The sequence below is a fragment of the Tardiphaga alba genome, from assembly GCF_018279705.1.
GTDB classification, from domain to species: domain Bacteria; phylum Pseudomonadota; class Alphaproteobacteria; order Rhizobiales; family Xanthobacteraceae; genus Tardiphaga; species Tardiphaga alba.
Genome location: NZ_CP036498.1, coordinates 368,755 through 393,692, shown reverse-complemented (window position 1 = coordinate 393,692; position 24,938 = coordinate 368,755). Strand labels below are relative to the sequence as shown.

The window sequence follows — 24,938 nt, the reverse complement described above, 5'->3', positions numbered from 1 at the left end:
GCAGTATTCTTAGAGAATTGTGCTGTTCTGTCTTCACAGTTCCCGCCCGGCTGACCGCAGTCTAGCGCATCGGGCGGCTGCGACAACCGCTTAGCCGGCCGCGTTCATCTGCGAACGGAAGGCCCAGCGGGTGCAGCGCTGCTCGGTCCAGGCGAACACGGCATACATAAGCACGCCTTCGAAGGCGAGCAGCAGCAGCGCCGCATAGACATTCGCCATGCGGAAACTGGCGCCTTCCTGCGCGATCAGAAAGCCGAGGCCGGCATTGGCGCCAAGTGTCTCGGAGACAACGGTGCCGACAAAGGCCAGCGTGATGGCGACTTTCAGCGAACCGAAGAAATAAGGCAGCGCACGCGGGATGCCGACTTTCAGCATCACATCCAGCTTGCTGGCGCCAAGCGCGCGCAGCACGTCCTCAAGCTCGGGCTCGGTGGTGGCGAGACCGGTGGCGATATTGACGACGATGGGGAAGAACGAAATCAGGAAGGCCGTGACGATGGCGGGCACTTCGCCGATCCCGAACCACAGGATCAGCAGTGGGACGATGGCGACTTTCGGAATCGTGTTGAAGCCGATCATCACGGGATAGAGCCCGCGATAGATGGCACGCGACCAGCCGACGACGAGACCGAGAAGAACACCGAAGCCGACGGCAAGCGCAAAGCCGACCATGGTGACCCAGAGCGTCACCCAGGAATGATAGAGGAACACCTTCCAGAGCTTGAACATCGCGGCAAAAGCCGCCGAAGGTGGCTGCAGCACGGAAGTGTTGATGTTGAAGGCCGCGCAGGCGCCTTCCCAGATCAGGAAGATCGCGACGGTGAACAGCCATGGCGCGAGTTTTTCTGCGGTTTGCGACGTCATGCGTTGCGTGCCTCCGCGATCTTCAGGCGCAGCTCGTGCACGATGTCGCCGAACTCTTTCTCATAGGTGACTTCGAGATCACGCGGCCGCGCGAAGCTGACCGGCTTGATCTGAACGATATGGCCGGGACGCGCGCTCATGACGTAGATGTTGTCGGCGAGAAATGCCGCTTCACGTAAATCATGGGTGACGAGGATCACCGTGAAGCCGAGACGCTGCCAGAGATCACGCAGCACGCACCACAACTCCTCGCGGGTAAACGCATCGAGGGCCGCGAAGGGCTCGTCCAGCATCAGCAGCGCCGGCTCGTGGATCAGCGAGCGACACAGCGAGACGCGTTGCTGCATGCCACCAGACAACTCCCACGGATAACGGTCGCCGAAACCGGCGAGGCCGACCGTGGCAAGAAGCTGCTCCGCCTTGGCGCGAAACTCTGCCTTCTTCGAGCGGAATTGCGAGCGATAGGGCTCGACGATTTCCAACGGCAGCAGGACATTGTCGATGACCTTGCGCCACGGCAGCAGATTGGCGTGCTGAAACGCCATGCCGGCCATCTTGACCGGACCCTTGACCTCTTTGCCATCGATGCGAATGGTGCCGGCCGATGGCTTGTGCAGGCCGGTGACCAGACGCATCAAGGTGGACTTGCCGCAACCGGACGGGCCGACCACCGCAGCAAATTCGCCGCGCTTCACCTGCAGCGTTGCATCCTGCAACGCCGTGATGTCGCCGGACGCGCCGCGATAATTCAGCGTCACGCCATTGATGTCGACGAATGAGTCCATGCCTGGCAACCGATCGTCCACTCGCAATATCAGAACTTGCGCTGCTCGACCGGCGGCAGATAGTCGGCGGTGAACAGATCCGACGGCTTCGGCTTGGCGTTCTTGAACTCATAGGTGATGGCGATCTGGTCGATCGCATCCGCCATGCGCTTGTCATCGATGGCGCCGATGCCGTTTGCCTTCACCCATGGCGTCACGAAATTGTCCTTAAGCGACATCTTGAGGCGGGCGAGTTCGATCTTCTCGTCGGCAGTCTCGTTGCGCTTCATGACCGATTTGATGGCAGCCTCCGGGTCCTTGTCGGAATCGGCAATACCCTTGATCGTGGCGCGAACGAAGCCGGCAACGGCCTTCGGATTGGCCTTGGCGAATTCCGGATTGACCATCAGGGCGTTGCCATACAGCACGAGGCCGTGGTCAGACATCAGCATCACCTTGATGTCTTTCTCAGCGATGCCGCGCGACAGCATGTTGAAATAGGACGAATAGGCGAAGCCGGTGATCGCATCGACCTTGCCCTCCGCAAGCATCGGCTCACGCACGGGGAAGCCGACATTCTCGATCTTGACCTTGCTGTCGTCGATCTTGTTTTCCTTGACGAAGATTTTCCACTGCGCGAAGGCGCCGTCCGGCGCGGGCGCACCGAGCACCTTGCCTTCGAGATCCTTCGGCACGTTGATGTTCGTCTTGGCGACGCTGACAATGGCGAAAGCCGGACGGTCATAGACCATCATCACCGACTTGACGTCCTTGTCCGGATTCTGGTCGCGGAAACGGGCCAGCGAATTGATGTCGAAGAAGCCGATCGGATAGGTGCCGGCGGCGACGCGCGCGATGCCTGCCACCGATCCGGGGCCGCTATCGATGGTGACGTCGAGCCCCTCGGCTTTGTAATAGCCCTTGTCCAGCGCCACGAAATAGGGGGCGGACGTTCCCTCGAACTTCCAGTCGAGGGCGAATTTCATGGCGGTCTGGGCGCTCGCGGGCACCAGCGACGCCATCAAAGTGGCACCTGCGACCACGCTTAGACCCAGCTTGCGAAACATCGAGCAAATCCCCCTGACCAAATGTCAGGCACAAACTAGCACAAGCCGTGCCAGACATGGCGAGGGAGTTTTGCCGTGAATCACAGCAATATCCTGCTTATCTTTGGATTCCGGAGCTTGCTGCACAGACCTTAGGCAGACGTTTCGGGAACAGCCGGTCGCTACCGCGACAGCAGGATTGGGATGGTCGCCTTTCTCAGCAAAGTACCCGTGGCCGAGCCGAAAACGAATTCGGTGATCTTGGACTGACCGAACGCTCCCATGACGATAAGATCCGCATCGATCTCGGCAGCCTTTGCCAGGATCAGCGCGCCGGCGTCGCTCCCTTTCAGGCTGTCGAGCGTGACGCGCACACCATAGCGTGCCAGATGCTGGGAAATATCCGCACCGGGATCCTCGCCCAGCAAACGGTTGATCTTGCCTTCCGGCACGACGACGACGCGAACCTCCTCAGCCTCGACGAGCAAAGGAATGGCATCCGATATGGCGCGCGCTGCCTCGCGGCTCGCGTTCCAGCCGATCACGACCTTCCGCACCGGCCGTTCGGCGTCCCATTTTGGCGGCACCAGGATCGACGGCACGCCGGATGCGAAGATGACATCTTCGGACAGAGTGAGAGCGCTCTCCTCGCCATCAAGCCCGCGTGACGAGCCCAGCACAGCGAGGCCTGCATGCCTTGCGTGCAGCATCAACGCCTCGCCCATCTCGCCGTCACAATTGCGAAGCTCGCATTCGATCTCATAGATGCGTTCAAACTCGGCGATCATCGACTGGACCGCTTTCAGGCTGGCCTCTTTGCGCTCCTTGTAGAGTTCGAACATCGCGACGACGGCGTCGCCGCGCGCAAAGGCCGAATGACGATTGTAGCTCGGCTGCTGAGGGACGAGCGCGACCACCAGATGCGCGCCCCATTTTTTCGCGAGCACCGCTGCATAGTGCAACCGCACGCGCTGCGCCTCGCACTCGGCGGCATCGAGATAGACGACAATATCTTTCGGGGTCTGCATGGCGTCCTCACATCTTCCGGCATTCGCGCGCGGAAGCTGAGCAATGCGCGCACCGACCTTAACGAAGATAGAGCGACGGCTTCACAAAAGCGGGAGCCGGGTGCGTCATGACGCAGCATCGACGCACGAAGCCTGCACGACAGCATAAACGTCAAAGCGTCGCTTGAGATATCGCATGCACTGCACGAAAAACGCCGGCCTGCGTGAGCAGACCGGCGCTGATATTTCGCAATCGCTTTCGCGCTGAACGTCAGACCTGACGTTCGACCATCTTGAGCTTGAGCTCCGCGATGGCTTCCGACGGATTGAGACCCTTCGGGCACGCCTTGGCGCAGTTCATGATGGTGTGGCAGCGATACAGGCGGAACGGATCTTCGAGATTGTCGAGACGCTCGCCGGTGGCTTCGTCGCGGGAATCCTTGACCCAGCGGGTCGCCTGCAGAAGGGCGGCCGGGCCGAGGAAGCGATCGCTGTTCCACCAGTAGCTCGGGCACGAGGTCGAGCAGCAGGCGCACAGGATGCACTCGTAGAGGCCGTTGAGCTTCTCGCGATCCTCGTGGCTCTGGCGCCATTCCTTCTGCGGCGTCGCCGTGGTGGTCTTCAGCCACGGCTCGATCGACGCATACTGGGCGTAGAAGTTGGTGAGATCCGGCACCAGGTCCTTCACCACCGGCTGATGCGGCAGCGGATTGACCTTGATGGCGCCGTCATCGACTTCGTCCATCGCGCGGGTGCAGGCGAGCGTGTTCTGGCCATCGATATTCATGGCGCAGGAGCCGCACACGCCTTCACGGCAGGAGCGACGGAAGGTCAGGGTCGGATCGATGTTGTTCTTGATCCAGATGAGACCGTCCAGGATCATCGGACCGCAGTCATTGGTATCGACGTGATAGGTATCGACCGACGGGTTCTTGCCGTCATCGGGATTCCAGCGATAGACGCGGAATTCGCGCGTCTGCGTCGCGCCGGCGGGCTTTGGCCATTCCTTGCCGCCAGTGATTTTGGAATTCTTCGGGAGTGCGAACTCAGCCATATTCTCGAGCCTTCGCTTTCTCAGTACACGCGCGCTTTGGGCGGGATGTACTGCACGTCATTCGTCATCGTGTAGTCGTGCACCGGGCGATAATCGATGGTGGTCTTGCCACCCTTCTCGACCCACGCCAGCGTGTGCTTCATCCAGTTCTTGTCGTCACGATCCGCAAAGTCTTCGCGGGCATGCGCGCCGCGGCTTTCGGTGCGGTTCGCAGCGGAGTCCATGGTGACGAGCGCCTGACCGATCAGGTTGTCATATTCCAGGGTCTCCATCAGGTCCGAATTCCACACCAGCGATCGATCGGACACGCCGATATCGTCGATGCCGTCATAGACCTTGTGGATCAGTTCCTTGCCTTCGTTGAGCACGTCGCCGGTGCGGAACACGGCGCAGTTGGTCTGCATGACCTGCTGCATGCTCTCGCGCATCTTCGCCGTGGGCGTACCGCCCTTGGCGTTGCGGAAGTGATCGAGACGGCCGAGCGCCATATCCGCCGAGTTCGACGGCAGGTCCGGCTGCTTGCCATTCGGCGTCAGCTTGTCGGCCAGACGCAGCGCAGCCGCGCGGCCGAACACGACGAGGTCGATCAGCGAGTTGGAGCCGAGACGGTTGGCGCCATGCACCGACACGCAGGCGGCTTCACCGACGGCCATCAGGCCCGGCACCACCGCATTGTCGTCGCCGTCCTTCTTGGTGACGACTTCGCCATGATAATTCGTGGGAATGCCGCCCATGTTGTAGTGCACGGTCGGGATCATCGGGATCGGTTCGCGGGTCACATCGACGCCGGCGAAGATGCGTGCCGATTCCGAAATGCCGGGCAGGCGTTCATGCAGGATCGCCGGATCGAGGTGATCCAGATGCAGGAAGATGTGATCCTTCTTCTTGCCGACGCCGCGGCCTTCGCGGATCTCGATGGTCATCGCGCGCGAAACGACGTCGCGCGAGGCGAGGTCCTTCGCCGACGGCGCGTAACGCTCCATGAAGCGCTCGCCTTCGGAATTGACGAGGTAGCCGCCTTCACCGCGGGCGCCTTCGGTCACCAGACAGCCCGAACCATAGATGCCAGTCGGGTGGAACTGGACGAACTCCATGTCCTGCAGCGGCAGGCCGGCACGCAGCGCCATGCCGCCACCGTCGCCGGTGCAGGTATGGGCTGAGGTGCAGGAGGCGTAGGCACGGCCATAGCCGCCGGTGGCGAGAATGACGGTCTGCGCCTTGAAGCGATGCAGGGTGCCGTCGTCCATCTTCAGCGCGATGACGCCGCGGCAGGTGCCCTGATCGTCCATGATCAGGTCGATGGCGAAATATTCGATGAAGAACTCGGCGGCGTGACGCAGCGCCTGGCCATACATCGTGTGCAGCATGGCGTGACCGGTACGGTCGGCAGCGGCGCAGGTGCGCTGCGCCTGGCCCTTGCCGTAGTCCATGGTCATGCCGCCGAACGGGCGCTGATAGATCTTGCCGTCTTCGGTGCGCGAGAACGGCACGCCCCAGTGTTCGAGTTCGTAAACCGCCTCGGGCGCGTTGCGCACCATGTATTCGATGGAGTCCTGATCGCCCAGCCAGTCTGACCCCTTCACGGTGTCGTACATATGCCAGCGCCAGTTATCCTCGTGCATGTTGCCGAGCGAGGCCGAGATGCCGCCCTGCGCCGCAACCGTGTGCGAGCGGGTCGGGAACACCTTGGTGATGCAGGCTGTGCGGAGGCCTGCCTCGCCGCAGCCGACGGTGGCGCGGAGGCCGGCACCGCCGGCGCCCACGACAACGACGTCATAGGTGTGATCTTCGATGGGATAGGCGTAGCCGTTGGTGGCGGGGCCGCCAACGCCGTTCGCGCCATTGCCGTTCACGGCCATGCGCTACACTCCAGATGAAAGTTTGAAAATGGCGTAGATCGCGGCAAGCGCCACGGCGACCGAGAAGAAGTTGTTGCCGATGACGGCCACGAGCTTCAGCTTCTCGTCATGCACATAGTCTTCGATGGCGATCTGCACGCCGATCTTCATATGCACCGTGCTGGCGACGATGAAGAGCAGCATGATGATGGCGACCAGCGGCGAACCGAGGATCTGGATGGCGCCGGCCTGATTGCTGCGCATCACGGACATCACGACGAAGATGACCGGAATCATCAGCAGCAGCATGGCCACCGCGGTGATGCGCTGACGCCAGTGATCCGACGTGCCGGAATGGGACGAACCGTGGTTGCGGACGCGGCCGAGCGGCGTGCGCATCGAGAAATTGGACTTCGGTGCGTTGCTCATTTGCCGGCTCCCACTGCGTAGCCGATGATCCAGAGCAGGATGGTGACCATGATGCCGCCGATCAGGGCGGCCCAGGTGAGCCATTCACGCTCGGAGGGCTTGAAGCCGTAGCCGAGGTCCCAGATCAGGTAGCGGACACCGCTGAGCGCGTGATGAACCAGCGCCCAGGTGTAGCCGAACGCAATCAGGCGCCCGATAATGCTGCCGGCGAAGGCCTGAACCTGCGCATAGGCCGCGGGACCCGACGCGGCGGCGATCAGCCACCAGACGAGGAGGAGTGTGCCAAAATACAAGGCAATGCCGGTTGCGCGATGCACGATGGACAGCGCCATCGTCAACGTCCAGCGATAGACTTGCAAATGCGGCGAAAGGGGGCGTTCGATCCTGGTGGCCATTCAACAACTTTGACAGGTTAATGGGCAATCTCTGCTCGATATGGGATCGCGTAGAGCAATTCTATTTACGAAGTCGATACGACGAGTGCAATCGCGAAATGACATAATCGGAACGCGTGTTCAGAGTTTGAAACCAGCATTGCGCAGGGCGGGATTGACTGTTGGCATGCCACGGGCGCAGAGCCGATGAAGCGCGATTCAGGCAAACTTCATGGCGCGATAGCAAACACAAATCGGGGCGGGAAATGGCGGGGTTGAATATCACCGAGGTTGTCGAACTGGCAGTCCTTCTGGTGGCGGTGGGTGGACTGAGCGGTTTCCTCGCGGGCGTGTTCGGGATTGGCGGCGGGGCCATCCTAGTGCCCGTATTTTACGAGTGTTTTCGCATTGCCGGCGTCCCCCTGGAGGTGCGGATGCCGCTCTGTATCGGCACATCGCTGGCTATCATCATCCCGACATCGCTGCGCTCGTTCCGCGCTCACCTGGCCCGCGGCGCCGTGGACATGGAGATCCTGCGCAAGTGGTGGCTGCCGATCCTGATCGGCGTGGCCGTAGGCAGCGTGACCGCCCGTTTTGCCCCCGAACGGCTGTTCAAGGTCGTCTTCGTGCTGGTGGCATGGTCCGCTGCTGCACGGCTGCTATTCGCCCGTGAGGGGTGGAAACTCGGCGACGACCTGCCCGGCGGGCCGCTGATGAAGGTCTATGGCTTCTTCGTCGGCCTGCTCTCGACCCTGATGGGTATCGGCGGCGGCCTGTTTTCGAATCTCCTGATGACCTTCTATGGCCGCCCGATCCATCAGGCCGTGGCGACCTCCTCGGCGCTGGCGGTGCTGATCTCGATCCCCGGCGCCCTCGGCTACATCTATGCCGGCTGGCCCGCGGCTGCGACCTATCCGGACGTCGCGCCGCTGCAACTGCCCTTCGCGCTCGGCTATGTCTCGCTGATCGGCGCGCTGCTGGTGATGCCGACGAGCCTCCTCACCGCACCACTCGGCGTGAAAGCAGCGCATGCAATGTCGAAGCGCACACTGGAGATAGCGTTCGGGAGCTATCTGTTCATCGTGGGCAGCAGGTTCGTGGTAGCGCTTTTGTAGCCCGGATGGAGCGAAGCGAAATCCGGGGACCGGCGTTTCCACTGGCTTTCTAGTCCCTGCATTGCGCTGCGCTCCATGCAGGCTACGGCTTCGGCGTAATACTATCCGTAATAGTATCCATGCGCAGCCTTGCTATGGAGAGCAGATGGCTCACGCTCATCACCACGATCATGCGCATGATCACCACGACCATGCCGGACATTCACATGACCCGGGCGGACACGTCCATGCGCCCGCGAGTTTCGGCAAGGCCTTTGCCATCGGCATCACGCTCAACACCGTCTTTGTCGTGGTGGAAGCCGTCTATGGCTATGCTGCAGGCTCGATGGCGCTCGTCGCCGATGCCGGCCACAATCTCTCCGATGTGCTCGGCCTGATCGCCGCATGGACTGCTGCGGTGCTATCCAAGCGCGCCGCGACGCCGCGCTACACTTACGGCCTCAAGGCTTCATCGATCCTCGCCGCGCTATTCAACGCCGTCTTCCTGCTGGTCGCCGTCGGCGCCATCGCATGGGAAGCGGTGCATCGGCTGTTCAATCCCGAGCCGGTCACCGAGATCACCGTGATCGTGGTCGCCACCATCGGCATCGTCATCAATGGCATCACCGCCCTGATGTTCGCCTCGGGCCGCAACAGCGACCTCAATATCCGTGGCGCCTATCTGCACATGGTTGCCGATGCCGCCGTGTCGGTCGGCGTCGTCATCGCCGCCATCGTCATCATCTTCACCGGCTGGATGTGGGTCGATGCCGTCACCAGCCTCTTGATCTGCGTATTGATAGTCTGGGGCACCTGGAGCCTGCTGCGCGACTCCGCTGCCATGTCGCTGGCCGCCGTGCCACGCGGCATCGATCCCGCTGCAGTGCGCAGCTATCTGGAGACGTGCGAAGGCGTCGCGCAGGTGCACGACCTGCATATCTGGCCGATGAGCACGACCGAGGTGGCGCTCACCTGTCATCTGGTGATTCCGACAGGCGCGCCCGGCGATGCCTATCTGATGGATATCGCCGAACGTCTGAAGCACGATTTCGGCATCGAGCACGCAACGATCCAGATCGAGACCGATCCGAATTCTGCATGTGCGCTGGCGCCGGAGCATGTGATTTAACGACACCACACACTCCACCCTCATCTTGAGGAGCGCGCAAAGCGCGCGTCTCGAAGGATGGCGCCGGAGCTCCAGCAACTCATGGTTCGAGACGCACGCCAAGAGGCGCGCTCCTCACCATGAGGGACAGAGTTACTTCTTATAAATATCCTTATACGTCTCGCGCAGCACGTTCTTCTGCACCTTGCCCATCGTGTTGCGTGGCAGATCGTCGACGAAAATCACGCGCTTCGGCATCTTGAATTTTGCGATTTGCCCATCGAGCGCCTTGATCACCGACGCCTCATCCAGCGCCGTCTTCTTGTCGGTCACCACGACCGCCGTGACGCCCTCACCGAAATCCGCATGCGGCACGCCGATCACGGCGCTTTCCACCACGCCCGGCATGGCATCGATCTCGCTCTCGATTTCCTTGGGATAGACGTTGAACCCGCCGGAAATCACCAGATCCTTGCCGCGGCCGAGGATGTGGACATACCCCTTGGCGTCGATCTTGCCGAGATCGCCGGTGATAAAGAAGCCGTCGTCGCGGAATTCGGATTTTGTTTTCTCGGGCATCCGCCAATAGCCCTTGAACACATTCGGGCCCTTGACCTCGATCATGCCGATGGTGTCGCGCTCGAATTCCTTGCCGGTCTCTGGATCGGTGACACGCACCGACACGCCGGGCAACGGGAAGCCGACTGCGCCGGGGACGCGCTCGCCGTCATAGGGGTTCGACGTGTTCATGTTGGTTTCGGTCATGCCGTAGCGTTCGAGCACGGCATGGCCAGTGCGCGCGAACCATTCGCGATGCGTATCGGCCAGCAGCGGCGCCGAGCCGGAAATGAACAGCCGCATATGGCTGCAAGTGTCTTTCGAGAGGTTCGGCGATTGCAGCAGGCGCGTATAGAAGGTCGGCACACCCATCAGCACGGTGGCGCGCGCCATCAGCTGGATGATGCGCTCGGGATCGAGTTTCGGCAGGAAGATCATCGCCGCGCGCGAGAACAGCGTGACATTGCTCGCCACGAACAGGCCATGCGTATGATAGATCGGCAGCGCGTGGATCAGCACGTCGTCCTTGCTGAAGCGCCAGTAATCGACAAGGCTCAGCGAATTCGATGCGAGATTGTCGTGGCTCAGCATCGCGCCCTTGGAGCGGCCGGTCGTGCCCGATGTGTATAGGATCGCGGCAAGATCATCATTTTCGCGCGACACCGTGGCGAAATCCGCCTTTTCCTTCGCGGTCGCATCCGTCAGCGAGCCCTGCCCGTCTGCGCCGAGCGTCTCAACCTTCGCGCTGACCTTGGCGGCGATGGGCTCAAAGCCGTCCTTCTTCGACGGATCGCAAACGATCAACGACGGCTCGGCGTCGGTGATGAAGTAATCAAGTTCGTTGAGCGTGTAGGCCGTGTTGAGTGGCAGATAGACCGCACCTGCACGCACCGTCGCGAGATACAGAACGAGGCCCGGCACCGACTTCTCGGTCTGCGCAGCCACACGGTCGCCCGGCTTGACGCCGCGTGCGACCAGCACATTCGCCATCTGCCCCGCCAGGCCGACCAGATCGCCATAGCTGATGTGCTTGCCTTCCGGCGTCTCGATGGCGAGGCGCGAGGGGTCTTCAAGCTTGTCGAACAGGCGGGAGAACAGATTCATGGCATTCACACGTGGATTGGAGGAGCCAGACAATCGCACCGATAGCACCTGCGCGATTGCGTCAAATTGTCCGCCGTCTTTAGCAAGAACCGGCTACCCAAGGCAACGCGCGCACGAACGCAGCGCGCCCCCGAAAGTTTCATCACGCGCGAAAAATATAGGCTGAAACTGGCCCTGAGACCTCGCGTAGCTCTGCCATCGACGACGAACACCGCCATGCAGGCGACGGCGTCGAGAGGCTTTCAGCACACCGGTGCAGATGCACCGGCCATCAATGAAACTCGGGAGACGATCCATGTCCAAGCGTATTGCACTTCTGTCCGCTGCCGCTATCGGCGCTTTCGCCCTCACCTCGACTGCACTCGTCCCGGCCTACGCCAAGGACAAGATGATGAAGTCCGAGATGTCCGGCGAGAAGACCGTCATGGTCGGCGGCGCGCCGATGTATCCGTCGAAGAACATCGTCGAGAACGCCGTTAACTCCAAGGATCACACCACGCTGGTCGCCGCCGTGAAGGCCGCCGGCCTCGTCGATACGCTGGCTGGCCCCGGCCCGTTCACCGTGTTCGCGCCGACCAATGCCGCATTCGGCAAGCTGCCGAAGGGCACCGTCGAGACCCTGGTGAAGCCGGAGAACAAGGCCACCCTCACCAAGATCCTCACCTATCACGTGGTGCCGGGCAAAATGAACGCCGCGGACCTCCAGGATGGCCAGAAGCTGACCACCGTGGAAGGCGAGCAACTGACGGTGAAGAAGTCGGGCGGCAAGGTGATGCTGACCGACGCTAAGGGCGGCTCGTCCACCATCACGATCCCCGACGTGAACCAGTCGAACGGCGTCATCCACGTCATCGACACTGTCGTGATGCCCAAGGCCTAATTATCTGGGCCTAAGCTGTCCAAGGACTACAATCACGCGCGCATCCTGCACCCCAACCGGGTTGCGTGCGCTGACAGAGAGCGAGCCGGGGCAACTCGGCTCGCTTTTTTGTGATCGGACGGATTAATGGCCTCGGCAATTGGTTTATGCGAGCAGTTGTAACGAACACCGCTTCAGCCCGTAAGGCTGTGAGAGGCAAAGACCACGGATTGTGCCGAAGGACCAAACCATGTCGAGCATCATTGCCGACGCCGATCGCACGGCGCCACCCAAACGCATCACCTCGAAAGTCATCCAACCCGCATGGGTGCGCGTGCTGCATTGGATCAATGCGATCGCCATGGTGATCATGATCATGTCGGGCTGGCAGATCTATAATGCCTCGCCGCTGTTCGGCTTCGTGTTCCCGCCCAGCGTCACGCTTGGCGGCTGGCTTGGCGGCGGCATCATGTGGCATCTCGCCGGCATGTGGCTGCTGGTGATCAACGGCCTGCTCTATGTCACGCTCGGCATCGTGACCGGCCGCTTTCGCCGCAAGCTGTTGCCGATCTCCGCGTCGGGCGTGATCGGCGACACCAAGGCCGCGCTGACCGGCAAGCTCTCGCATGCCGATCTCTCCACCTATAACCAGGTGCAGAAGCTGCTCTATGCCGGCATCCTCATCGTCGGCGTCCTCATCGTGCTGTCCGGTCTCGCGATCTGGAAGCCGGTCCAGTTCCAGTATCTCACCGCAATCTTCGGCGGTTATGATGCAGCGCGCTATGTGCATTTCGTGATGATGGCTTCCATTGTCGGCTTTCTCGTCATCCATGTGGCGCTGGCGCTAATCGTGCCGAAGAGCTTGCGCGCGATGATCATCGGACGCTGAGGAGCCTGTCATGTTGAAGAAAATGCGCTCGCTCATCATTCCCGGCGTCGATAAGCAGTTGCTGGTGAAGGACGCCACCAAGCTGATGCCTGATTTGTCGCGCCGCCGCTTCATTGCATCGGGCGCAAGCTTCGGTGCGCTGACGCTGCTGACCGGCTGCAATGTCTCGGACAGCCTCTCGGCCGACAATCTGCTGACCCATATCTCCAAGTTCAACGACATGGTGCAGGCCAAGATCTTCAATCCGAATGTGCTGGCGCCGACTTATTCGGAAAAGGACGTCCGCCGCCCGTTTCCGTTCAACGGGTTCTATTCGGAAGACGAGGCGCCACAGATCGATGGCAACGACTGGAAGCTGGAAGTTTCGGGCCTCGTCGATAACACAAAATCATGGACGCTCGCGGAGCTGCACAAGCTGCCGGAAGTTTCGCAGATCACGCGCCATATCTGTGTCGAAGGCTGGAGCGCCATCGGCTCGTGGCAGGGCACACCACTGCGCGACTTCCTCAAGCTGATCGGCGCCGACACGAACGCGAAGTGGGTCTATTTCCGCTGCGCCGAGGATTATTCGTCGTCGCTCGACATGCCCACCGCGCTGCATGCGCAGACGCAGATGACGTTCAAGTTCGACAACCAGATCCTGCCGCAGTCGCTCGGCTTTCCCATGAAGATCCGCGTGCCGACCAAACTCGGCTTCAAGAACCCGAAATATGTCACGTCGCTGGAAGTGACGAATGACTACAAGGGCGGATATTGGGAAGATCAGGGATATAATGATTTCAGCGGTAGCTGAGTTCTTTCTGAAACGCCGACAACACCGCGCCGACGCCCAGCGTCGCTGCCGACACCACCAGCGCCGACGTCAAACTCCCGGTCGCGTCCGAGATCGCGCCCACTGCGATCGGTCCCATTGTCTGGCCGATACCGAACACGATGGTCACCACGGCGATGGCCTTCGGCCACGTCTCTCGCGGATAGTTGAAACGTACGAAGGCCGTGGTCGCCGCGACCACCGCGAAGAACGACACGCCGAACACCGCAGCCGATAGGCCGAGCACGAGTGGCGAATGGCCCAGCAACGGCATCGCCGCCCCGACTGCATTGGTGCCGAGAATGATCGCCATCGCGCTGCCGCTCTGGCCGCGCGCCAGCACGCCGCGCCACAGCCAGGGCGAGGCGAATGAACTCGCTCCGATCACGCACCAGAACGCACTCTGCGCGACTGCACTGCCGCCGCCATCGCGGACATAGGCGATCATGAAGGTCATGTAGGCGATGTAGCCGGCGCCGAACATGAAATAGGCGACGAGGAAAATCCACATCGGCCGGATCGCGACTGCGGGCGCGGCGTCCGTCGATGTGCCTTCACTGGCATCCACCAGCTTTCGCAGCAGCGGCAGGCCCATCACCACCGAAACGACGCCGATCACCAGCCACACGATCCACCACGAGCCCGCGCCAAAGCCCTGCAGCACGAAGGGGGCAATCAGGCCGGACACGAGTATGCCGATTCCGGGCCCGGCATAGAACAGGCTGAGCAGATAGGACGACCTTTCCGGATATGCGAGGCCGATGGTCGCCGCCAGCGTGCCGCCGGCCACGAAGGAGATCGCCGCGCCAAACCCGGTGACGAAACGGGCGATGCTGAGCAGCGTGAAATCCGCGGTGACGCCGCACAGCAGCAGCGACGCAATACATGCCACAGTACCGAGCTGGAGCACCGCGAACAGGCCATAGCGTTTGCCAAGGCTTGCTGCCGCCAGTGCGCCGAGCAGATAGCCGGCGGCATTGACGGTATTCATGAAGCCTGCGGCCGAATAGGACCATTGCAGGCTGTCGCGCATATCCGGCAGCACCAGCGAATAGACGAAACGGCCGATGCCGAGCCCGATGGCCGGCGCCAGCGACAGCATGAGGATTAACAACGCCGGATTGCGGCGCGAAAGCGAAGTGTCAGTCAAAGTCAGGCGTCTCCCGGTCGCACTGTCGCAGCTTTCGCGCGCCTTGCAATCGACACGTGCAGCAAGGCTGTCTTGCCAATATGGCAATGACGGCTTAGCACTCGCCCGAAATTCGGCGTTTAGAGAAGGAAACGATCATGGCGACGCATAAATTGCTGGTTCTCCCCGGCGACGGTATCGGCCCGGAAGTGATGGCGGAGGTGATGCGCCTGATCGACTGGCTCAATGCCGAGGGCGTCGCCAAATTCGACACCGAGACCGGCCTTGTCGGCGGCGCGTCCATCGACGCCGACGGCGTGCCGATCACCGATGCCACCATGGCCAAGGCCGATGCGGCCGACGCCATCATCTTCGGCGCCATCGGCGGCCCGAAATGGGATGGCGTGGCTTACGAGAACCGCCCGGAAGCCGGCCTCCTGCGCCTGCGCAAGGACCTCGGCCTGTTCGCCAATCTGCGCCCGGCGGTCTGCTATCCCGCGCTCGCCGACTCCTCGAGCCTGAAGCGCGACGTGGTCGAAGGCCTCGACATCATGATCGTGCGCGAGCTCACCGGCGGCGTCTATTTCGGCGAACCGAAGACAATCACCGATCTCGGCAACGGGCAGAAGCGCGCCATCGATACCCAGGTCTACGACACCTATGAGATCGAGCGCATCGCCCGCGTCGCCTTCGATCTGGCCAAGAAGCGCCAGAACAAAGTGACGTCGATGGAGAAGCGCAACGTCATGAAGTCCGGCGTGCTGTGGAACGAAGTCGTCACGCAGGTGCATGGCCGCGAATACAAGGACGTGACGCTGGATCACCAGCTCGCCGATTCCGGTGGCATGAATCTGGTGAAGTGGCCGAAGCAGTTCGACGTCATCGTCACCGACAACCTGTTCGGTGACATGCTGTCGGATATCGCTGCGATGCTCACCGGCTCGCTCGGCATGCTGCCGTCGGCTTCGCTCGGCGAGGTCGATGCCAAGACCGGCAAGCGCAAGGCGATGTATGAGCCGGTGCATGGTTCGGCGCCTGACATTGCAGGCCAGGGCAAGGCCAATCCGCTGGCGATGATCGCCTCCTTCGGCATGGCGCTGCGCTATTCGCTCGATCTCGGCGACCTCGCCGACAAGGTCGACCAGGCGATCGCCGCCGTGCTCGCCAAGGGCCTGCGCACGGCCGACCTGAAGTCGGAAGGTGCAACGATCATCTCGACGGCGCAGATGGGCGAAGCGGTGCTCGCGGAGCTCCAGGCGCTTCACAAGTAAGACCGCAGCTTAACTCCGCCGTCATCCTGAGGCGCCGTCGCACTTGCGACGGCCTCGAAGGATGGCCGCGGGCGCGGGCGCGGAACATGCATCCTTCGAGGCTCGCAAGAGCTCGCACCTCAGGATGACGGTAGAGTTTGTGGTTCGCCAACAACAAAAAATGCCCGGCGCGAGCCGGGCATTTTCGTAGGTATGGCTGACGCGCCGGTCTCAGTAATACGAGTATGGCGGCAGCGGAATGCGGTTCGGGTAGCCGCCGAGATCGTAATCGCTATACAGCGGCTGACGGTCGATCGGGCGGTTCAGGTTCTGCGTGCCGAAAGACGGGCCGGGCGGATAGGCATAATCCGTGAACTTGCGGTCGCCGGGCAGCACTTCGGTGCCGGCATCGAGCCACGAGCGGCGCGAGACGTAGACGCGGGTGCGCGGACCCTGCTGATACGACACGTTGGGGCCACGCGGGCCGTAATTGTAGCGGCCGCTATCGACGGTGACCTGCTTGCGCTTCTTGGTCTGGGTCTGGGCATCGGCCGGGGTGGCGACGCCGATGGTGATGACGGCAGCCGCCGCGAGCAGTGCACCGGTCAGTTTGGCGGCGGAGAATTTCAAGGTCATCGAGTCCTCTTGGCAGTCTGATTCTTGTCGCAAGAATCGCAATTTCCGAGTTCCCGGCAATTTAGCTGGCCGGGTGGCAGCCCTACAAGGTCTAACCGGCCACACCTTGGGAGAATAATGCGCGGTGTGGCCGAATGTTGCATGCATTCCCAAGGCCTTGCCAAGGTCTTGGTCGCCGCGCTGTCACAGGCTGCCCCGCAACAGCGGATTTTGCGCTCCGGTGACCCAATCCGAGCTGACCGCGGACAGTGCCGGGCCGCTGGCGCAGCCCGTTCGCTTCAATTCGGCATGGGCGAACAGTTCTGCGAGTTTTGGCTCACCCCCGGCGGTCAGGAGCATGAGACGATCGAGCATGCAGGCGACGGCCGCACGGCGCGCCGGCAGGCCTTCGCTTTGGCATGAGAAGCCGGAAATCCGCAGATTGGCGGCCTCGAAGCTGCGGGTGAAGCCGAGGCAGCGTTTGGCGTCTTGCCGACGATCCGCGAAGCCAAACAGCGCCACCGGACCGAATTTGCTGTCGATGATGCCCTCGCCGACCGTTTCGCGCAGACCGCTCGGGTCCATCCGCAAAGCGACGTCGGCGATATCGGCATCTTCCAGCGCCTCGCCACCGAGCCGATACAGTTCGAGCTCGGTCACCGGTCGCCCTTCGGCCATCCAGCGCAGCACGTCCTTGCGACCGCCAGCGGGATGCCGCTGGATTTCATAAGCCGCTGTAATTCCAGCCGTATCTGGATGCCTGACGGCGAAAGCGGGATAGGAGCGATCGGCTACAGTCCAGCCGGGCTTCACCGCTGCAGCCGGCGTCCAGTCGAGTTCCAGATGGTTGAAGGCAGCCACTGCGGCCATGGCAAGCAGCGCCAAACAGCCCATATAGGCAAGCATGCGCCCTGCCACGGCCGTGCATTCGTCGGCGAAGCTGTACACCGCCGGGCGGAAATCGAATTCACGGGCGCGGTTGTAGGGCGCTGGTCTTGAACGCATCAATGCACGGAGGCCGGTTACCACGTTGTGTTTGCGACGTTTCTCGCATAGAAGCGCTCGCGCTTCGGTTTCCGCAGACGGCGGATCGAAGGCATTTTTCTTCGGAGAGTGAACGATGGGTTACAAAGTCGCGCTGGTCGGAGCGACCGGCAATGTCGGGCGTGAAATGCTCAGCATTCTGGACGAACGTAAATTCCCCGCTGACGAGGTCGTGGCGCTTGCGTCCCGCCGCAGCATGGGCGTTGAGGTTTCCTTCGGCGACAAAACCCTGAAATGCAAAGACCTTGAGACCTACGACTTCAGCGACATCGACATCTGCCTGATGTCGGCCGGCGGAGCCGTGTCCAAGGAATGGTCGCCGAAGATCGGCGCTGCCGGTGCCGTCGTCATCGACAATTCGTCGACCTGGCGCATGGATCCCGACGTGCCGCTGGTCGTGCCGGAAGTGAACGCGGCTGCGGTCGATGGCTTCCGCAAGAAGATGATCATCGCAAACCCGAACTGCTCGACGGCGCAGCTCGTGGTGGCGCTGAAGCCGCTGCATGACAAGGCGACCATCAAGCGCGTCGTCGTGGCGACCTATCAGTCGGTGTCGGGCGCCGGCAAGGATGCGATGGACGAGTTGTTCGCGCAGACCAAGGCCGTCTACACCAACAGCGAGATCGTGAATAACAAATTCCCGAAGCGCATCGCCTTCAATGCGATCCCCCATATCGATGTCTTCATGGAGGATGGCTACACGAAGGAAGAGTGGAAGATGATGGCGGAGACCAAGAAGATTCTTGATCCCAAGATCAAACTTTCCGCGACGGCCGTGCGCATTCCGGTGTTTGTCAGCCACTCGGAAGCGGTCAATGTCGAATTCGAGCATCCGATCTCGGCCGACGAAGCCCGCGATATCCTACGCAATGCGCCGGGTTGCCTCGTGATCGACAAGCGCGAACCCGGCGGCTACGTCACGCCCTATGAAGCGGCTGGCGAAGACGCGACTTACATCAGCCGTATCCGCGAGGATGCGACGGTGGAGAACGGTCTCGCTTTCTGGTGCGTCTCGGACAATCTGCGCAAGGGTGCGGCGCTCAATGCCGTGCAGATCGCGGAATGCCTGATCAATCGCAAGCTGATCACCGCGAAGAAGAAAGCGGCGTAACCAAACGATGTCGGAGCCGGATCAAGACAAGACTGAACCGGCTCCGCGTCATCAGCACCCCGTTCTCAAGGGGATCGAGCTGATCATCGAGCATGTGCTGTTCAACAGCCGCTGGCTGATGGCGCCGTTCTATCTCGGCCTCGTCATCGCGCTCGTCGCACTGCTCTATAAATTCGTCGTCTCGCTCGTCGAATTCGTCGTTCACACCCCGACCGCCAAAGAGACCGACACGATCCTCGGCGTGCTCAGCCTGATCGACCTGTCGCTGACCGGCAACCTGATCCTGATCGTGGTGTTTTCCGGCTACGAGAATTTCGTCTCGCGCATCGATCCGCGCAACCATCCGGACTGGCCGGAATGGATGACCAAGGTCGACTTCGCTGGACTGAAGCAGAAACTGCTGGCCTCCATCGTCGCCATCTCGGCGATTCAGGTGTTGAAGGCCTTCATGAACATGGATGGCGTATTCGAGCCGCAGAAGCTCGGCTGGCTCGCCGGCATCCATCTGCTGTTCGTGGTGTCAGCGCTGCTGCTGGCGCTGTCGGATCGCTGGAACACCGACGATCACGACGGCAAGGCGGACAACAAGAAGCGTTGATCACCCCGCCGACTTCGCCTGCCCCACCGGCTTGAACACCTTCTCGACCTTGTCCAACACCGACAGCGAGCCGATGGCGACGCCGAAATAGGCGCCGTGCAGCAAGAGATCGCCGGCATCGACGCGCTTCTTCACAAAGGGGAAGCTCATCAGGTTTTCGAGGCTGCGGAATACGGCGGCCTTCTCGATGCGGGTGACGAAATCCTGCATGGTCTCGTGATCGCGAATTTCTACGGTCTCACCTGGCTTGGTGAACATCGACATCCAGCGGCCGATGAAGTCGCCGGGTGACAGCGGCGCGGCCTTGTCGACGAATGCGCGGATGCCGCCACATTGCGCATGGCCGAGAATGACGATGTGCTTCACCTTCAGCACCTGCACCGCATATTCCAGCGCAGCCGAGACGCCATGCGCATTGCCGTCGGGCTGATAGGGCGGCACCAGATTGGCGATGTTGCGCACCACGAACAATTCGCCCGGCGAGGCATCGAAGATGACCTCCGGCGACACGCGCGAGTCGCAGCAGCCGATCACCATCACTTCGGGGAACTGGCCCTTCTCCGACAATTCGCGGAACCGTGCCTGCTCGGTCGGCAGACGCTCCGACGAGAAGGTCTGGTAGCCGGTGATGAGTTGCTGCGGGAATGTTGCGGTCATGATGTGCCTCGTGGGTCCACACGGATAACCATAGGTCGCAGGCGCGAACAAGCCTTCCGGGTGAGGGATCAAGATGCTAGTTCGGAATGGAACCCATAAGCAGACACCTATCCTGAGGAAATGACGCCATGACACGCCCGCGCCGCAGCCATTTGTTCATGCCAGGCTCCAATCCGCGTGCGCTGGAAAAGGCGCGCACGGTCGCCGCCGATGGCATCATTCTCGACCTCGAAGATGCGGTGGCGCCGGATTCCAAGGGCACCGCGCGCGACGCCATCGCCGAAGCGCTCGGCAAAGGCGGCTTCGGCAAGCGTGAAATGCTGGTGCGCATCAACGCGCTGGATTCGCCGTGGTGGGTCGATGACGTCGCCATGGCCGCCAAGGCCAAGCCCGACGGCATTCTGGTGCCGAAGGTCTCCAGCGTCGAGGATCTCAATGCGGTGGCCGATCGTCTCAGCGATCTCAATGCCGACGCGTCGATCAAGGTCTGGGCGATGATCGAGACCGCGCGTGCGATCCTGCATGTGGAAGAAATCGCCGCTTGCGCGAAGGATACCGAGATTCGTCTGGCCGGCTTCGTCTGGGGCCCCAACGACATCGCCCGCGAGACGCGCATCCGCATGATGCCGGGCCGCGCATCGATGCTCGGCATGATCACCCAGTGCGTGCTGGCGGCGCGCATGTACGGCCTCGACATCCTCGACGGCCCCTACAGCAATTTCAACGACAATGACGGTTTCATCGCCGAGGCCGAACAGGGCCGAGACATCGGCTTCGACGGCAAGACACTGATCCATCCCGCGCAGATCGAAGCCAGCAACAAGGTGTTCACGCCGCCAGCCGAGGAAGTCGCCCAGGCCCGCCGCATCATCGCGGCGTTCGAGCAGCCGGAAAATGCAAGCCGCGGCGCGATCCAGATGGATGGCAAGATGGTCGAGCGCCTGCACGCGGAAATGGCGAAGCGGACCATTGCGATCGCCGATGCCATCGCGGCAATGGGAAGCTGAAGCTAACGAGAAGGGCTATTTCTTTTCCCTCCCCGGAGCGAAGCGACTGGGGAGGGTGGATCGACGGCCCAGCGAAGCTTTGCTTCGCGTGGGCCGGCGAGACGGGCGGGGTGTTTCCGCAAGCTCTGACGTTACGTGGGGAGAAACCCCACCCGGCGCTACGCGCCACCTACGACGGACGAATTCGTCCGTCGGACCCCGCTGCGCCGCTTCGCGGCTGGAGGGAGGGAGGCCATCAGCGCCTCGGCTTACGCCCAGGCGCGTTCGGCCTTCAGCTTGTCTTCGTAGCTGTCGATGGAGGTCTTCTTCTCCATGGTCAGGCCGATATCGTCGAGACCGTTGATCAGGCAGTGCTTGCGGAACGGGTCGATCTCGAATTTCACAGTGCCGCCATCGGGACCACGGATCTCCTGGTTCGGCAGATCGATGGTGATGGTGGCATTGGCGCCGCGCTCGGCATCGTCAAACAGCGCGTCGAGATCCTTCTGCGAGACGCGGATCGGCAGCACGCCGTTCTTGAAGCAGTTATTGTAGAAAATATCGCCGAACGAGGTCGAGATCACGCAGCGGATGCCGAAATCCAGCAGCGCCCAGGGCGCATGCTCGCGCGACGAGCCGCAGCCGAAATTGTCGCCGGCGACCATGATCTTGGCCTGGCGATAAGCGGGCTTGTTCAGCACGAAATCCGGGTTCTCGCTGCCGTCGTCATTGTAGCGGGCATCCGCGAAAAGCCCCTTGCCAAGGCCGGTGCGCTTGATGGTCTTCAGGTACTGCTTTGGGATGATCATGTCGGTATCGACATTGATCACCTTCATCGGTGCAGCGACGCCTTCGAGCGTGGTGAACTTGTCCATGACGTGTCCTCGGGAATTGAGCGCGCTTTTTAGCCCGATCGGGCGGGCGCTCCAAGCGGCATTTCTGCAGCCTCGTCAGTCACCTGAGCCTCGATGGCCTCCATATCGTCGTCGGAGAGGCCGAAATGGTGGCCGATCTCGTGGACCAGCACGTGGCGGACGATATGGCCGAGGGTCTCGTCATGCTCGGCCCAGTAATCCAGGATCGGCCGGCGATACAGCCAGATCATATTGGGCATCTGGCCAGACACCTCCCCCGACTGGAACGGCAGGCCGACGCCCTGAAACAGGCCGAGCAGGTCGAATTCTGTCTCGGCCTGCAGCTCCTCCAGCACCTCATCGGTGGGAAAGTCATCGACCCGGATGATCAAGCCCTCGCAGAGCTTGCGAAAGCCCTCCGGCAGCAGCGCAAACATCTCATGCGCCATGACTTCCATGTCTGCGAGGTCGGGAGCTTTTGCCAGATGCCACATGAGTTCCTGTCTAGCCGATCTCGTTCTGTTGGCAAGGCGGCGCAACGGTTGACGCGACCGCCTCAATCGGAGACTTTGCGGCCGGAAAGAGACATCGGTTCTGGGGCGTCAAATGCGGATCATGACAGCGACATTGGCAGTGGCGGCACTCGCGCTCGGCAGCCTGTCGATCGATGGCGCCATCGCGCAGACCGCGCCCTCCGCCAAGCGCTCCACCGATATCTCGGCCCAGAGCAGCAGCGGGCGCCCGCGTGTGCGCATCTATCGCGACGACGACACCCGCGGCGTGTATCCCCGCTACAATCCCGGCCCGAATGCGGTGCGCGATTGCACGGCGCAGCTGGTGCAGGAGCATCGGCCGAGTGGCACCGTGATCGTGCCGCGCACGCATTGCTACTGGCGCCGCGGATAACGCGAAACGCACCACCTTGATGTGGTGCGCGCCACGCGGCACAACCGTGCAACATGCACCGCGCCAACGCGCATTCGTTCCAATCCTGCGACCAAAAACCGTGCGGCATAACGCGCGGCGCATATTCATTTTGCGTTCACCTCACGAGACCTAGCGTCTGCGCATGGGCAATGAACCCCATGCAGCGTGCATGTTCAGATGCCCGCGGAATCCAGGAGAGTACTCGTGAACTTGAAAAAGCTTTTCGGCCTTGCCGCCGTTGCCGGCCTGATGTTCGTGGCTGCACCGTCGCAGCAGGCGAACGCAGTCTCGCTCAACAATCCCGGCGTGGCCGCAACGGTGCAAGGCGCTGGCGAAGGCCTGAAGACCGACGTGCAGTATCGTCGCCATCATCATCACCGCGGCTATCGCCATCATCACGTGCGTCGCCACCATGGCTGGCATCGTCATCACCATGTCCGCCGCCATCACGGCTGGCATCGCCCGCATTACGGCCACCACCGTCATCGCCACTGGCGCTAACAGAACGCGCGCGATGTGGAGCAATTCCACATCGCGCATTTCACCGCGTCTCCTTGTCGCGGGAAATTGGATCGAACGAACGCGTTGAGTGATCAAGGCGACAAACAGATTTCAGCGAGGACAATCATGAGAACATGGGTAGGCGCAGCTCTGATAGCTGCAACTGTTTCACTCGGCGGTGCATTCGCAGCAGCGCCTGCGCTGGCCGCTTCGCCGGCAAAGGCCGCCGTGCAGGACAAAGCCGCGCAAGACAAGGCGCGCGTGACCGACTTCAGCTCGCAGCACCGGCACTATCGCCATCATCACCGTCATTTCCACGGCCATCGCCACTTCGGCCATCGTCATTGGGGCCATCACCGTCACTGGGGCCACCGTCACTACGGCTACCGGCCATATTACGGACCGCGTTACGGCTATGGCTATCGCCCGGTCTATCGCTCCTACTACGCTCCGACCTATTACAGCGGCTACGGTTATCGGCCCTACGGCTACCGCCCCTACGGCGCCTATGGCTACGGACCGCGCTTCGGTGGCGGTCCGATCAGCGTCGGTTTCTCGTTCGGCCGCTGGTAAGCACTGCACATCGCAGACCATCATAACGGGCGCCTTCGCGGTGCCCGTTTCATTTTGACGCATTCATTCATGATGCGTTCAGATCGACGCTCCTAGCTTTCACCCAAGGGCACACAACACGCGCACGGCCACCGCACGCAGATCACCATCTGCGGCAACGAGAACTGCTGCGCGATCCGCCTCTGGGAGGGTGATAGTCATGACAATCGATCGGGCCTCTGCAATTCGGAATGCCGTCACGCGCGCGCTCGGTATCGCCGCGACGGCGACCGTGATGCTGTCTCTCGCGCCAAGCGCACAAGCGCTGTCATTGAGCAATCCCGGCATGGCGCCGGCCGCGAAGCAGGCACGCGATGCGCTCACCACGCAGGTTCAGCATCGCGGCCGCGGTGGCGGCGGGGGTGGCTTTCGCGGTGGCGGCGGATTCCGCGGTGGCGGACATGCTTTTCATGGCGGCGGCTTTCGCGGCGGCGGATTCCGCGCGGCTGCACCGGCATTCCGTGGCGGAGGGTTTCATCGCCCCACTTTTGCCGGCGGCGGTTTCAGGCGCGGACCCGCATTCCATGGCGGCGGCATTCGATACGGCGGACCGGCCTTCGTCCGGCGCGGCGTTTATGCGCCGGCCTATTACGGCCACCGCCGCCACTTCCATCGCCACCGTTATTTCGGGCCGCGTTATTACGGCTACGCGCCGCGCTATTATGGGCCCCGCTATTATTACGGCCCGCACCGCTTTTGCCGTGTGATCTGGACCTATTACGGCCCGCGAAAAATCTGCCGTTACCGCCCTGGCATCACCGCCACTGGCACTATCGGCATCATCACCGGTTTCATGCGTATTGGTGAGCGCTCCTAAATACTCCGTCATGGCCGGGCTTGATCCGCCTGCGGGGC

The 24,938-nt window shown here is 61.8% G+C and carries 28 protein-coding genes; 13 read left to right on the top strand and 15 right to left on the bottom strand.

Features of this window, described 5'->3' with window-relative positions; all coding sequences use genetic code 11:
- Positions 1-90: 90 nt before the first annotated feature.
- The 8 genes from RPMA_RS01930 to sdhC form a co-directional block, all read right to left on the bottom strand.
- On the bottom strand, positions 91-864 hold the full coding sequence (locus tag RPMA_RS01930) for an ABC transporter permease (RefSeq protein WP_211911272.1): 774 nt from the start codon (positions 862-864) through the stop codon (positions 91-93).
- Positions 861-1,649 (bottom strand): ABC transporter ATP-binding protein, encoded by a 789-nt coding sequence (locus tag RPMA_RS01925; protein WP_211911271.1) that lies wholly within the window; start codon positions 1,647-1,649, stop codon positions 861-863. The genes RPMA_RS01930 and RPMA_RS01925 overlap by 4 nt, the downstream gene beginning before the upstream one ends.
- 29 nt (positions 1,650-1,678) lie before the next feature.
- Positions 1,679-2,695, bottom strand: coding sequence for an ABC transporter substrate-binding protein (locus tag RPMA_RS01920; RefSeq protein WP_211911269.1), 1,017 nt, complete (start codon positions 2,693-2,695; stop codon positions 1,679-1,681).
- A gap of 161 nt (positions 2,696-2,856) precedes the next feature.
- A complete protein-coding gene (locus tag RPMA_RS01915; protein WP_211911268.1) occupies positions 2,857-3,702 on the bottom strand; it encodes a universal stress protein in 846 nt (281 codons plus the stop codon).
- A 250-nt stretch (positions 3,703-3,952) separates the two neighbouring features.
- Positions 3,953-4,735, bottom strand: coding sequence for a succinate dehydrogenase iron-sulfur subunit (locus RPMA_RS01910; RefSeq protein ID WP_211911266.1), 783 nt, complete (start codon positions 4,733-4,735; stop codon positions 3,953-3,955).
- Between the two features lie 20 nt (positions 4,736-4,755).
- The gene (gene sdhA, locus RPMA_RS01905; RefSeq protein ID WP_211911265.1) at positions 4,756-6,594 is read right to left on the bottom strand and encodes a succinate dehydrogenase flavoprotein subunit; all 1,839 of its coding nucleotides are present in this window, start codon (positions 6,592-6,594) and stop codon (positions 4,756-4,758) included.
- Between the two features lie 3 nt (positions 6,595-6,597).
- A complete protein-coding gene (sdhD, locus tag RPMA_RS01900; RefSeq protein WP_249225512.1) occupies positions 6,598-7,002 on the bottom strand; it encodes a succinate dehydrogenase, hydrophobic membrane anchor protein in 405 nt (134 codons plus the stop codon).
- Positions 6,999-7,397: a succinate dehydrogenase, cytochrome b556 subunit gene (gene sdhC, locus RPMA_RS01895; RefSeq protein ID WP_211911263.1), complete on the bottom strand. Its 399-nt coding sequence runs from the start codon at positions 7,395-7,397 to the stop codon at positions 6,999-7,001. The genes sdhD and sdhC overlap by 4 nt, the downstream gene beginning before the upstream one ends.
- 245 nt (positions 7,398-7,642) lie before the next feature.
- On the opposite strand from sdhC, the gene RPMA_RS01890 reads away from it, so the two are divergent.
- Both RPMA_RS01890 and RPMA_RS01885 read left to right on the top strand, forming a co-directional pair.
- Complete coding sequence (locus RPMA_RS01890; RefSeq protein ID WP_211911262.1) at positions 7,643-8,491, top strand: sulfite exporter TauE/SafE family protein; 849 nt, start codon at positions 7,643-7,645, stop codon at positions 8,489-8,491.
- Between the two features lie 145 nt (positions 8,492-8,636).
- A complete protein-coding gene (locus tag RPMA_RS01885) occupies positions 8,637-9,599 on the top strand; it encodes a cation diffusion facilitator family transporter (RefSeq protein WP_211911260.1) in 963 nt (320 codons plus the stop codon).
- Between the two features lie 132 nt (positions 9,600-9,731).
- Here the strand turns inward: RPMA_RS01885 and RPMA_RS01880 are convergent, their stop codons facing one another.
- Positions 9,732-11,240, bottom strand: a complete 1,509-nt coding sequence (locus RPMA_RS01880; protein WP_211911259.1) for a malonate--CoA ligase — start codon at positions 11,238-11,240, stop codon at positions 9,732-9,734.
- 295 nt (positions 11,241-11,535) lie between these two features.
- Here RPMA_RS01880 and RPMA_RS01875 point away from each other — a divergent pair, with 295 nt between their 5' ends.
- From RPMA_RS01875 to RPMA_RS01865, 3 genes are all read left to right on the top strand, one after another.
- Complete coding sequence (locus RPMA_RS01875; protein WP_211911257.1) at positions 11,536-12,120, top strand: fasciclin domain-containing protein; 585 nt, start codon at positions 11,536-11,538, stop codon at positions 12,118-12,120.
- A gap of 229 nt (positions 12,121-12,349) precedes the next feature.
- Entirely contained in the window at positions 12,350-12,988 is a 639-nt protein-coding gene (locus RPMA_RS01870; RefSeq protein WP_211911255.1) for a cytochrome b/b6 domain-containing protein, read from the top strand.
- A gap of 10 nt (positions 12,989-12,998) precedes the next feature.
- Entirely contained in the window at positions 12,999-13,781 is a 783-nt protein-coding gene (locus tag RPMA_RS01865) for a molybdopterin-dependent oxidoreductase (RefSeq protein ID WP_211911253.1), read from the top strand.
- Here RPMA_RS01865 and RPMA_RS01860 read toward each other — a convergent pair.
- Positions 13,768-14,955 carry a YbfB/YjiJ family MFS transporter gene (locus RPMA_RS01860; protein WP_211913384.1) on the bottom strand — a complete coding sequence of 396 codons (1,188 nt, stop codon included), beginning with the start codon at positions 14,953-14,955 and terminating at the stop codon, positions 13,768-13,770. The genes RPMA_RS01865 and RPMA_RS01860 overlap by 14 nt on opposite strands.
- A gap of 131 nt (positions 14,956-15,086) precedes the next feature.
- Between RPMA_RS01860 and leuB the strand changes: the two genes are divergently transcribed.
- Positions 15,087-16,199: a 3-isopropylmalate dehydrogenase gene (gene leuB / locus RPMA_RS01855; protein ID WP_211911252.1), complete on the top strand. Its 1,113-nt coding sequence runs from the start codon at positions 15,087-15,089 to the stop codon at positions 16,197-16,199.
- Between the two features lie 210 nt (positions 16,200-16,409).
- Here leuB and RPMA_RS01850 read toward each other — a convergent pair whose 3' ends face one another.
- Together RPMA_RS01850 and RPMA_RS01845 are read right to left on the bottom strand one after the other, a co-directional pair.
- Positions 16,410-16,814, bottom strand: coding sequence for a hypothetical protein (locus RPMA_RS01850; RefSeq protein WP_211911251.1), 405 nt, complete (start codon positions 16,812-16,814; stop codon positions 16,410-16,412).
- Between the two features lie 183 nt (positions 16,815-16,997).
- Positions 16,998-17,798 carry a hypothetical protein gene (locus RPMA_RS01845; protein WP_211911250.1) on the bottom strand — a complete coding sequence of 267 codons (801 nt, stop codon included), beginning with the start codon at positions 17,796-17,798 and terminating at the stop codon, positions 16,998-17,000.
- A 115-nt stretch (positions 17,799-17,913) separates the two neighbouring features.
- Between RPMA_RS01845 and RPMA_RS01840 the strand changes: the two genes are divergently transcribed.
- Positions 17,914-18,948 carry an aspartate-semialdehyde dehydrogenase gene (locus RPMA_RS01840; protein WP_211911248.1) on the top strand — a complete coding sequence of 345 codons (1,035 nt, stop codon included), beginning with the start codon at positions 17,914-17,916 and terminating at the stop codon, positions 18,946-18,948.
- Positions 18,949-18,955: 7 nt separating this feature from the next.
- Positions 18,956-19,546, top strand: coding sequence for a TIGR00645 family protein (locus RPMA_RS01835; RefSeq protein WP_211911247.1), 591 nt, complete (start codon positions 18,956-18,958; stop codon positions 19,544-19,546).
- Here the strand turns inward: RPMA_RS01835 and RPMA_RS01830 are convergent, their stop codons facing one another.
- Positions 19,547-20,203, bottom strand: coding sequence for a carbonic anhydrase (locus RPMA_RS01830; protein WP_211911245.1), 657 nt, complete (start codon positions 20,201-20,203; stop codon positions 19,547-19,549).
- 128 nt (positions 20,204-20,331) lie between these two features.
- On the opposite strand from RPMA_RS01830, the gene RPMA_RS01825 reads away from it, so the two are divergent.
- A complete protein-coding gene (locus RPMA_RS01825) occupies positions 20,332-21,210 on the top strand; it encodes an HpcH/HpaI aldolase/citrate lyase family protein (RefSeq protein ID WP_211911243.1) in 879 nt (292 codons plus the stop codon).
- 248 nt (positions 21,211-21,458) lie between these two features.
- Here RPMA_RS01825 and leuD read toward each other — a convergent pair whose 3' ends face one another.
- On the bottom strand, positions 21,459-22,064 hold the full coding sequence (gene leuD / locus RPMA_RS01820; RefSeq protein ID WP_211911242.1) for a 3-isopropylmalate dehydratase small subunit: 606 nt from the start codon (positions 22,062-22,064) through the stop codon (positions 21,459-21,461).
- A gap of 29 nt (positions 22,065-22,093) precedes the next feature.
- The gene (locus RPMA_RS01815) at positions 22,094-22,537 is read right to left on the bottom strand and encodes a metallopeptidase family protein (RefSeq protein ID WP_211911240.1); all 444 of its coding nucleotides are present in this window, start codon (positions 22,535-22,537) and stop codon (positions 22,094-22,096) included.
- A 112-nt stretch (positions 22,538-22,649) separates the two neighbouring features.
- Here RPMA_RS01815 and RPMA_RS01810 point away from each other — a divergent pair, with 112 nt between their 5' ends.
- The 4 genes from RPMA_RS01810 to RPMA_RS01795 all read left to right on the top strand — a co-directional run bounded on the left by RPMA_RS01810 (position 22,650) and on the right by RPMA_RS01795 (position 24,900).
- Positions 22,650-22,949 carry a hypothetical protein gene (locus RPMA_RS01810; RefSeq protein ID WP_211911238.1) on the top strand — a complete coding sequence of 100 codons (300 nt, stop codon included), beginning with the start codon at positions 22,650-22,652 and terminating at the stop codon, positions 22,947-22,949.
- A 225-nt stretch (positions 22,950-23,174) separates the two neighbouring features.
- The gene (locus tag RPMA_RS01805; RefSeq protein WP_211911237.1) at positions 23,175-23,471 is read left to right on the top strand and encodes a hypothetical protein; all 297 of its coding nucleotides are present in this window, start codon (positions 23,175-23,177) and stop codon (positions 23,469-23,471) included.
- A 126-nt stretch (positions 23,472-23,597) separates the two neighbouring features.
- On the top strand, positions 23,598-24,044 hold the full coding sequence (locus RPMA_RS01800) for a hypothetical protein (protein WP_211911236.1): 447 nt from the start codon (positions 23,598-23,600) through the stop codon (positions 24,042-24,044).
- A 199-nt stretch (positions 24,045-24,243) separates the two neighbouring features.
- Entirely contained in the window at positions 24,244-24,900 is a 657-nt protein-coding gene (locus RPMA_RS01795) for a hypothetical protein (protein ID WP_211911234.1), read from the top strand.
- Positions 24,901-24,938: the final 38 nt, after the last annotated feature.

Bases quoted from the DNA above. Each gene is read 5' to 3' on its own strand.
- RPMA_RS01830 (WP_211911245.1), bottom strand. From the start codon at position 20,203: ATGACCGCAACATTCCCGCAGCAACTCATCACCGGCTACCAGACCTTC.
- RPMA_RS01795 (WP_211911234.1), top strand. From the start codon at position 24,244: ATGACAATCGATCGGGCCTCTGCAATTCGGAATGCCGTCACGCGCGCG.
- RPMA_RS01835 (WP_211911247.1), top strand. From the start codon at position 18,956: ATGTCGGAGCCGGATCAAGACAAGACTGAACCGGCTCCGCGTCATCAG.
- RPMA_RS01920 (WP_211911269.1), bottom strand. From the start codon at position 2,695: ATGTTTCGCAAGCTGGGTCTAAGCGTGGTCGCAGGTGCCACTTTGATG.
- RPMA_RS01915 (WP_211911268.1), bottom strand. From the start codon at position 3,702: ATGCAGACCCCGAAAGATATTGTCGTCTATCTCGATGCCGCCGAGTGC.
- sdhA (WP_211911265.1), bottom strand. From the start codon at position 6,594: ATGGCCGTGAACGGCAATGGCGCGAACGGCGTTGGCGGCCCCGCCACC.
- RPMA_RS01890 (WP_211911262.1), top strand. From the start codon at position 7,643: ATGGCGGGGTTGAATATCACCGAGGTTGTCGAACTGGCAGTCCTTCTG.
- RPMA_RS01875 (WP_211911257.1), top strand. From the start codon at position 11,536: ATGTCCAAGCGTATTGCACTTCTGTCCGCTGCCGCTATCGGCGCTTTC.
- RPMA_RS01810 (WP_211911238.1), top strand. From the start codon at position 22,650: ATGCGGATCATGACAGCGACATTGGCAGTGGCGGCACTCGCGCTCGGC.
- RPMA_RS01880 (WP_211911259.1), bottom strand. From the start codon at position 11,240: ATGAATCTGTTCTCCCGCCTGTTCGACAAGCTTGAAGACCCCTCGCGC.
- sdhC (WP_211911263.1), bottom strand. From the start codon at position 7,397: ATGGCCACCAGGATCGAACGCCCCCTTTCGCCGCATTTGCAAGTCTAT.
- RPMA_RS01885 (WP_211911260.1), top strand. From the start codon at position 8,637: ATGGCTCACGCTCATCACCACGATCATGCGCATGATCACCACGACCAT.
- RPMA_RS01870 (WP_211911255.1), top strand. From the start codon at position 12,350: ATGTCGAGCATCATTGCCGACGCCGATCGCACGGCGCCACCCAAACGC.
- RPMA_RS01825 (WP_211911243.1), top strand. From the start codon at position 20,332: ATGACACGCCCGCGCCGCAGCCATTTGTTCATGCCAGGCTCCAATCCG.
- RPMA_RS01800 (WP_211911236.1), top strand. From the start codon at position 23,598: ATGAGAACATGGGTAGGCGCAGCTCTGATAGCTGCAACTGTTTCACTC.
- RPMA_RS01865 (WP_211911253.1), top strand. From the start codon at position 12,999: ATGTTGAAGAAAATGCGCTCGCTCATCATTCCCGGCGTCGATAAGCAG.
- RPMA_RS01850 (WP_211911251.1), bottom strand. From the start codon at position 16,814: ATGACCTTGAAATTCTCCGCCGCCAAACTGACCGGTGCACTGCTCGCG.
- RPMA_RS01845 (WP_211911250.1), bottom strand. From the start codon at position 17,798: ATGCGTTCAAGACCAGCGCCCTACAACCGCGCCCGTGAATTCGATTTC.
- RPMA_RS01925 (WP_211911271.1), bottom strand. From the start codon at position 1,649: ATGGACTCATTCGTCGACATCAATGGCGTGACGCTGAATTATCGCGGC.
- RPMA_RS01815 (WP_211911240.1), bottom strand. From the start codon at position 22,537: ATGTGGCATCTGGCAAAAGCTCCCGACCTCGCAGACATGGAAGTCATG.
- leuB (WP_211911252.1), top strand. From the start codon at position 15,087: ATGGCGACGCATAAATTGCTGGTTCTCCCCGGCGACGGTATCGGCCCG.
- RPMA_RS01930 (WP_211911272.1), bottom strand. From the start codon at position 864: ATGACGTCGCAAACCGCAGAAAAACTCGCGCCATGGCTGTTCACCGTC.
- RPMA_RS01910 (WP_211911266.1), bottom strand. From the start codon at position 4,735: ATGGCTGAGTTCGCACTCCCGAAGAATTCCAAAATCACTGGCGGCAAG.
- RPMA_RS01840 (WP_211911248.1), top strand. From the start codon at position 17,914: ATGGGTTACAAAGTCGCGCTGGTCGGAGCGACCGGCAATGTCGGGCGT.
- sdhD (WP_249225512.1), bottom strand. From the start codon at position 7,002: ATGAGCAACGCACCGAAGTCCAATTTCTCGATGCGCACGCCGCTCGGC.
- leuD (WP_211911242.1), bottom strand. From the start codon at position 22,064: ATGGACAAGTTCACCACGCTCGAAGGCGTCGCTGCACCGATGAAGGTG.